The organism is Nitrososphaerales archaeon, assembly GCA_025058425.1.
Classification (GTDB): Archaea; Thermoproteota; Nitrososphaeria; order Nitrososphaerales; family JANXEG01; genus JANXEG01.
In genome coordinates this window covers 1-7294 of sequence record JANXEG010000062.1, presented here as the reverse complement: position 1 = coordinate 7294, position 7294 = coordinate 1, and the positions used below count along the sequence as shown (strand labels likewise).

General features: G+C 42.3%; 9 protein-coding genes and 1 tRNA gene. 5 read left to right on the top strand and 5 right to left on the bottom strand.

What is annotated here, in order from left to right; translation table 11 throughout:
- Together NZ896_06145 and NZ896_06140 are read right to left on the bottom strand one after the other, a co-directional pair.
- On the bottom strand, positions 1-487 hold a 487-nt coding region (locus tag NZ896_06145), incomplete at its 3' end, for a hypothetical protein (protein MCS7117031.1).
- A gap of 164 nt (positions 488-651) precedes the next feature.
- A complete protein-coding gene (locus NZ896_06140) occupies positions 652-1158 on the bottom strand; it encodes a 3-isopropylmalate dehydratase small subunit (GenBank protein MCS7117030.1) in 507 nt (168 codons plus the stop codon).
- A gap of 167 nt (positions 1159-1325) precedes the next feature.
- Between NZ896_06140 and afpA the strand changes: the two genes are divergently transcribed.
- Complete coding sequence (gene afpA, locus NZ896_06135) at positions 1326-1877, top strand: archaeoflavoprotein AfpA (GenBank protein ID MCS7117029.1); 552 nt, start codon at positions 1326-1328, stop codon at positions 1875-1877.
- Between the two features lie 160 nt (positions 1878-2037).
- Positions 2038-2134: transfer RNA gene (locus NZ896_06130), tRNA-Pro, on the top strand.
- A gap of 266 nt (positions 2135-2400) precedes the next feature.
- On the opposite strand, the gene NZ896_06125 is transcribed toward NZ896_06130, so the two are convergent.
- The 3 genes from NZ896_06125 to NZ896_06115 form a co-directional block, all read right to left on the bottom strand.
- A complete protein-coding gene (locus NZ896_06125; GenBank protein ID MCS7117028.1) occupies positions 2401-2781 on the bottom strand; it encodes a retroviral-like aspartic protease family protein in 381 nt (126 codons plus the stop codon).
- A 317-nt stretch (positions 2782-3098) separates the two neighbouring features.
- On the bottom strand, positions 3099-3281 hold the full coding sequence (locus tag NZ896_06120; GenBank protein MCS7117027.1) for a hypothetical protein: 183 nt from the start codon (positions 3279-3281) through the stop codon (positions 3099-3101).
- Positions 3282-3415: 134 nt separating this feature from the next.
- A complete protein-coding gene (locus NZ896_06115; protein ID MCS7117026.1) occupies positions 3416-4963 on the bottom strand; it encodes an amino acid carrier protein in 1548 nt (515 codons plus the stop codon).
- Positions 4964-5158: 195 nt separating this feature from the next.
- Between NZ896_06115 and NZ896_06110 the strand changes: the two genes are divergently transcribed.
- The 3 genes from NZ896_06110 to NZ896_06100 all read left to right on the top strand — a co-directional run.
- Complete coding sequence (locus tag NZ896_06110; GenBank protein MCS7117025.1) at positions 5159-6682, top strand: homocysteine biosynthesis protein; 1524 nt, start codon at positions 5159-5161, stop codon at positions 6680-6682.
- On the top strand, positions 6679-7074 hold the full coding sequence (locus NZ896_06105) for a 4Fe-4S binding protein (GenBank protein MCS7117024.1): 396 nt from the start codon (positions 6679-6681) through the stop codon (positions 7072-7074). The genes NZ896_06110 and NZ896_06105 overlap by 4 nt, the downstream gene beginning before the upstream one ends.
- Positions 7075-7078: 4 nt before the next feature.
- On the top strand, positions 7079-7294 hold a 216-nt coding region (locus NZ896_06100), incomplete at its 3' end, for a hypothetical protein (GenBank protein MCS7117023.1).

Sequence of the window (7294 nt, the reverse complement as noted above, 5' to 3'; positions counted from 1 at the left end):
TCTCTCGATTCGGTTTTGCAGATTCGATACCCACGTTAAATCCGACATAGTATAAAAATGCTTCACCAGCCGGTCCAAACTGCTTTCTCGGCCCAACGATGAATCCCCTGTATCCAAATTCACGCATTATTATAGCTCTAATACCACCCACTAAAAGTCGATGTGAAAGATTATCTATAACGAAGCCATCGACTACTGGATTTACCAACTGTACATTTTTAATACCCTCTATCTTGGAAAATTCTTCTATAAACACATCGATCGGTACATCAGCATCGGTCAAATCCATGAATATCAATCCGATGCGTTCAGTATCGGTTACCGAATAATATTGAATGGAAGGTAATCGAATCTTATATTTTGCGGCTATGCTCGTAATATCATTTAAAAGTCCAAGCCTAGATTCCGCCTCAAAAATAACACCGTAGAGCTTCCTTCCTGGACTGAGTAAATATCTATCGATGGTAAAATTTCTTTTATTTCCCATGCTAACATTGCTGATGATCGTTCACCATCAATAGTTGATAATAGCTAAATAAAAATCTTCCACTAAATTTTTTATTAATTGTTTATTGTTTGTGAAATAAAAAGATCATCCGATATAACGAGGTTGAAGATGACTTAACCTTCTATATTTGAAGATATTTCTATCTATTCACTAAGTTTATATGCGAATAAACCACCAGCATCTATAATCTTCTTTACAATTTCTGGAAATGGTTTGATCCTGTACACTTCACCCTTACTCAAATTTCTCACTTCATTTTTATTCAGATCGATCTCTAGCATATCCCCATCATCGATCCTTCGATAGGTATCTTCGTAGATCTCTATGGGAAGAAGATATCCACCATCTACCGCATTCCTATAGAAGATTCTTGCGAATGAGAGGGCTAGGACCGCTCTAATACCTGCATACTTTAAAGCCAATGGGGCATGCTCCCTGCTCGAGCCGCAGCCAAAATTCTTCCCAGCCACAATGAAATCACCATCTTTCACCTTCTTGATAAAATCTGGATCGATACCCTCCATCGCATGTGCAGCGAGCTTCTTTGGATCCAACTCTTTTAAATAGTGGCCAGGGATGATGATATCTGTATCGATATTGTCACCATACTTATGAGCCTTGCCCAAATATACATCGGTCTTTTTATCCATTCCCACCACTTCTATGTAGGAGTAGTTAATTAAATTTTGTTAGGGAGCATATATATAATCATTCTGAAACTTCTATCGATTTGTTACTTTACTGTATTAACATTTAACGGGTTTAACGGCGTAACAGAGATATATAAGGATAGGATTCGATTCATTGTGGTAAAATCTTGACGATAAGGATCGCCTGGGGGATAACGGGCTCGGGACATTTCTTATCTGAAACGGTAAATGTGATGAAAGAGATTGTAAAAGAGGAGAATGTAAAAGTTACCATATTCTTATCGAAAGCAGCCGTTATGGTTGTAAAGTGGTATAAGGTGTGGAACGATCTGGAGAGCATCTCACCGAGAGTGTTGATAGAGCGGGATGCCAATTCACCATTCATAGCTGGCGCATTACAGACCGGCAAGTATGACCTTTTATTGATCGCTCCAGCGAGTGCAAATACTGTAGCGAAGATCGTCTATGGAATAGCAGATACTTTGATAACGAATACGGTAGCTTTGGCTCAAAAGGGCGGCATGAATGTATACATCTTACCGACGGATCAAGAATCAGGGAGTATAATCACCACACTCCCTTCTGGTGAAAAATTAAAGTTGATTATGAGAGAAGTCGATGTAGAGAATGTTAACAAGTTAAGATCGATGAAAGGGATAGTAGTTTTAAAGAGGCCCGATGAGATAAAAGATATCGTTAAAGGTTTTACAAATCGCTAAGTCCTACGTTTGAAAGATTTAAATTGCCAAATCCTCAGGGTTCTGTAAATCGTTGTAAACACCATCAAAGTTTTCACCGGTTTTCTGTAAAATTCTGAAGATATCGTCTATTAGAATTATTAGAATGATTTAAAAACTTGGTATGTGATTTTAAGTATGAGGGGCCGTCGTCTAGCATGGCCTAGGATACCAAAGAGCAGATCTGTAAAAGCCTGGGGCGCTGGCGGTCGTGGGTTCAAATCCCACCGGCCCCACCATTCTTGAGCCTACTTCTTTTAACCGCTTACACTTCAGAACTTTCGACCCTAGATAATTAACTTCATTAAAGTTGCTAACATGTGAGAAACTGTTGCTATCAGCTATTTCTAGTCTCTTGGCAACCTCGTTCTGAATAATCTATCCGTAAGATTTCATCCACAACGTATTGTAGATATTTAGATGCAAGTTGAAGCAAAATATTACTCACTAAACTATTGCCATATTTAGCGGTATCTATATATAGCGATCGCCACATTAACCCGGTTTACATTAATAGTAATTCGAGTGGCTTTAGCTCACCCTTTATTGGGTCAACTTCTAATCCTAATTCTTCGAGTGTTACAATTCCCAGAAGATACACATTTTCGTCGCCGAATACCGCTATAGAGTGCGCCTTTATATCATTGACTTCTATGCCTATAATGCCTATCTCCTTTTCAAGGACTTGATTATTAGCCAGCCTGAACCTTCTCCTTCCCATACTCCTAATGCCCAAAGATTTTAAAAGAGATTCTGGCAGAACGGTATAGATGGCGCCTGTATCGGCTAGAAGAGTAACTTCTCTGACATTTCCTGGATTCTCGACATTCCATACTCTGGCTTTCACTTTAACGAAGTCCATGAACTGTCCTTGAGATAACAACAACCTCTTCCGACATTTAAGCTTATTCTTTGATAAATAGCGATAAATTCAGATTTTAGACTTAAAAATGCTAAAAAATAAAGAAGGGTTTTTGTGGGATACTTAAGCTAGTAGCGGGTTCAAATCCCACCATCCCCATTATCAAGATGGGCCTACTAACAGATACCTTAATAGTAAGATCCCTAGAGGAATGAGCATTTTTAGAATCATACGGTTCGATTCGATCATTCTAAATTTAGAATAAAAGTTGATGGGGAGGGGTTAGAGATCTTTTCGTCGGCATCATAAAAAACATCATAAAAAATTAAAAAAGTAAAAAGTTATTTGCTGGATGCTTTCACTTTTGGCACTACAAAGCCAAGTATAACGAGCAGTATTATCACCGTCATTCCGACCCAGTGAGAAATGGATATGGAGGTCAGTGTAGACATGATGGCGATGAGTAGTATCACAACTACGAGCCATACAATTAAGACTGTAGACTTCCCATACTCCTCGCTCAATTGCTCACCAACTATATATTGGTAGAGAACCTTTATTAGATTTTAGATTTATTTAACTTTATAATTGAGATTTATGTTAAATTTAGCAAAACTGCGAAGAATAAAAAATAAAAATAAAAAATAAAGAGGGGTTTTTATTGTAAATCCTTCTTCACTCTCTCTATAAGATCGGGTCTTGGGGCTATAAGATCCTTCAACGCCCTTACTAACGCTATTGTAGAATGGAACCCTCTCCAACCGATATGGTTTGGTGAGCCTCCATCGGCCATCGGAGTACCTAGCACCAAGTGGCGTGAGTAAAAGTCCTTCATGAGCCTCAGAGCCAAAGGTAAGAAGTATACGACAGCCACGAGGTTGGGGATGGCCATCAATCCATTGAGAGTATCGGCCAAGTCCCATATCGCTACAAGGTAGGGTGCAGCTACGGATGCAGCTATTATCGGTGGGAGCCAGAGGATTCTATAAATCCATGAGGCTACCTTCGCCTTTAGAATCTTGACCTTTTCACTGATGAAGTAGATGAATGTCGTCTCACCGTAAAAGCTCCATGTGAGTAATGTTGTATAGGCGAAGAGTGCAAGGGCGAAACCGACCACGACACCTGCCCAAGGTCCATAAACCTTGCTGAAGGCCACCATAGCCAGGTAAGCGCCCGTCTTCCCTGTCTCATAAGCCCCGGTCGCTACGACCATTATACCAGTTATCGTACATACCACAAGTGTATCCATGAATACCTCGAAGATTCCATAGAAACCTTGCCTTCCAGGATGGTCCGACTTTGCAAAGGCATAGGCGAGTGGAGCACTTCCCAGACCTGCTTCATTTGAGAATAAACCTCTAGCGAAACCATACCTAATGGCTGCGAAGACCGTCGCACCCCCAAAACCACCTACAGCCGCTATAGGCGTGAAGGCGTGGGTGAATATGAGCTGTATCGCCTTCAAGAAGCCACCAGATAGGATCCAACCGATTAAGCCGAAGATCAGGTACCAACCGACCATGAGCGGTATTAGGTAGAAGGCTGCATCTGCGATCCTCTTAAGGCCGCCTATGATCACAAGAGCGGTGAAGAGGACCATGATTATACCCGTAAAGAGCCTAACGTAAAATATAGCAGTCGGATCGGTTACCCCGAAAGTATTTGCTATAAACTCAGCACCGTGGCCAACGGAGTTGGCCTGAACCATGTTACCTATACCGAAGGCGCATAAGAAACCGAATAATGAGAATAGTATAGCGAGTGGTGGCCCTATGGTGGGTATTCGTTCGATATAATACATCGTTCCACCTCTGAGCCTACCGTCGGGCATCGTCCTCCTAGACCATAAACTCAGTGTGACTTCGGCACCCTTCAGCCCCATGCCCAATATTCCACATACCCACATCCAGAAGAGCGCACCAGGCCCGCCCAAAGCGATCGCTGTAGAGACTCCGGCGATATTGCCAACCCCAACCGTTGCACCCATCACGGCACACCACAATTTGTAGGGGCTTACCTCTCCGGCAGCTTCACCCTTCCACTTCATCGTCTTTAACGCAATATCGAACTTTCTGATCTGTATAAACCCCGTAGATATGGCTACAACGATGCCAGTCCCGACGAGCATTATGATGATCGGTAGGCCCCAGACGATATCGTTCACGACGCTATTCCAATAAAGGATATCCTCGATCAGGCCCAAATTACTACTCGTTAGATTTAATGATTTTCTCTTCTATAAGCTTTTAGCCATGCGCATTGCCATGATAAGAGTTAGGATAAAATCGGTATTTCATAATAAAATTCTCTAACGTTGTTGAGGTAATTTTAGTGTCGCTATAAAAAATTTAGAAATACAATTATAGATTGCTCATCACTAAACCGAGGCATGAGTACTATGGAGAATCGTGGAGCTGAAGAGCTAAGGACCTATGAAGAGATCAATAGAAGAATCCAGAGTGGTGATGTAGTTGTAATGACGGCTACAGAATTCATCGAGTATGTCGAAAGTTACGGATTGGAGAAGGCTAGTAAGGATGTAGATGTAGTAACTACAGGTACATTCGGTGCGATGTGTAGCTCTGGCGCCTTCCTCAACTTTGGCCACGCCGATCCTCCCATAAAGATGGTCCGTTGCTGGTTGAACGATGTTCCAGCCTACGCTGGCATAGCTGCTGTAGATTGTTACATCGGTGCTTCATGTATGAGTGAAACCAGACCGTTCGAGTATGGTGGTGGCCATGTGATCGAAGATCTGGTATCGGGAAAAGAGGTAGAGTTGAGGGCCGAAGGGCGTGTAACGGATTGCTACCCCAGAGAGAGCCTCGAAACGACCATCACGTTGAATGATATAAACCAAGCGATGCTCGTAAATCCTCGAAATGCCTATGAGCGTTACAACGCAGCTATAAATAGTTCAAATCGCACACTTTATACATACCTTGGAGTACTCCTCCCCAACTACGGTAATATACATTACTGTGGTGCCGGTGAGTTAAGCCCACTGTACAAAGATATGAATTTTGAGACGATAGGGATCGGGACTCGCATCTTTCTTGGTGGAGGGATCGGTTATATAATTGGTGAGGGTACTCAACACAATCCTCAGAATCAGCTGGGCACGATATCCGTATGTGGTAACCTCAAGCAGATGAGTAGTGAATATTTGAGGGGTGCAACCTTCTATCGTTATAGCACAACATTGTACGTAGGTGTAGGGATTCCTATACCTATCATCAATAAAAGGGTTGCAGCGACCGCTGCTCTAAAGGATAGCGAGATCTTTACATACATCATCGATTTCGGTGTACCATCTCGAAATAGACCTATCGTGAAGAAGGTATCCTATGCGGAGTTAAAATCGGGTAAAGTGGAGATAAATAATATGGAGGTTAGGGCCTCACCACTATCGAGCTTTCAGTACGCTGCGAAGATCGCCAACACTCTTAAGGAGTGGATAGAGAAGGGCAAGTTTCTACTCTCGAGACCTGTAGAGTTAATCCCGAATTACCGTGAGTTTAAACCCTTGATAATCAAAAAGAGGGAATTTGTTGTGAAGGATGTTATGACACGAGAGATCGTAGTTGGGAGGCTGAGTGACAGTATAAAGGATGTAGCGAGGTTGTTGACCGAGAGAGGTATAGATCACCTACCGATCGTCGATGATGAAAATAGGTTGATCGGTATAGTTACATCTTGGGATCTGGCAAAGGCGATCGCCCAAGATAAAAAGGATCTGGAGAGTATCATGACGAAGAGGGTGATTACAGCGAAGGAGAACGATCTGATCGATATAGTGGTGAAGAGGATGGCGGAGTATAAGATTTCAGGGGTTCCGGTCGTCGATGAGAAAAATCACGTAATCGGTATCTTAACTACGGATGATATTTCGAGAAAGCTTGTGGGGAGGCGTCTACTATGAAGTTAAAACTCGTATATTCACACGAAAATGTAAAGAAGCCGATCCTGGCGAAGATCGTGCTCAAGACGAATCTTCTCATAAATATCATCGAGGCGAAGGTTACAGCGAATATGGGAGAGATGATAATCGATATACCTAGTGAAGGTGAACAGTTAAGGGAAGTGATAGATTATTTGAGGAGTGAGGGTGTCACAGTTAAAGAAGTGGTTCGGACGATCGAAATCGATCACGATAGATGTATAGCCTGTGGTGCCTGTGTATCATCATGCCCCGCAGACGCTATCAAGCAGAATGAGGATTGGAGTGTGAGGTTCATCGAAGAGAATTGTATCGGTTGTCGAATATGTGTCTATGCATGCCCAGTTAGAGTGATACAGGCACTCGGTGATTGAAATCATGATCGACCGTTCAATAAATTTAGTAAATTTGGATATGAAGTATGTGAGAGGTTTGTATAGGGTGAGGAGAGCTATCGGCCAATCGAACCTACTACTCATCAACGACCTCCCTCATGCGATAGTTAGAGCGATAGAGTCTATAATGGTTCATAGATACTGGTTGGAGCACTACATCTTACACCATCCCGAGTTTCTATTCTCCTTAAGCCCTGTG

Coding starts and splice junctions, on each gene's coding strand:
- NZ896_06105 (MCS7117024.1), top strand. CDS start 6,679: ATGAAGTTAAAACTCGTATATTCACACGAAAATGTAAAGAAGCCGATC.
- NZ896_06110 (MCS7117025.1), top strand. CDS start 5,159: ATGGAGAATCGTGGAGCTGAAGAGCTAAGGACCTATGAAGAGATCAAT.
- NZ896_06140 (MCS7117030.1), bottom strand. CDS start 1,158: ATGGATAAAAAGACCGATGTATATTTGGGCAAGGCTCATAAGTATGGT.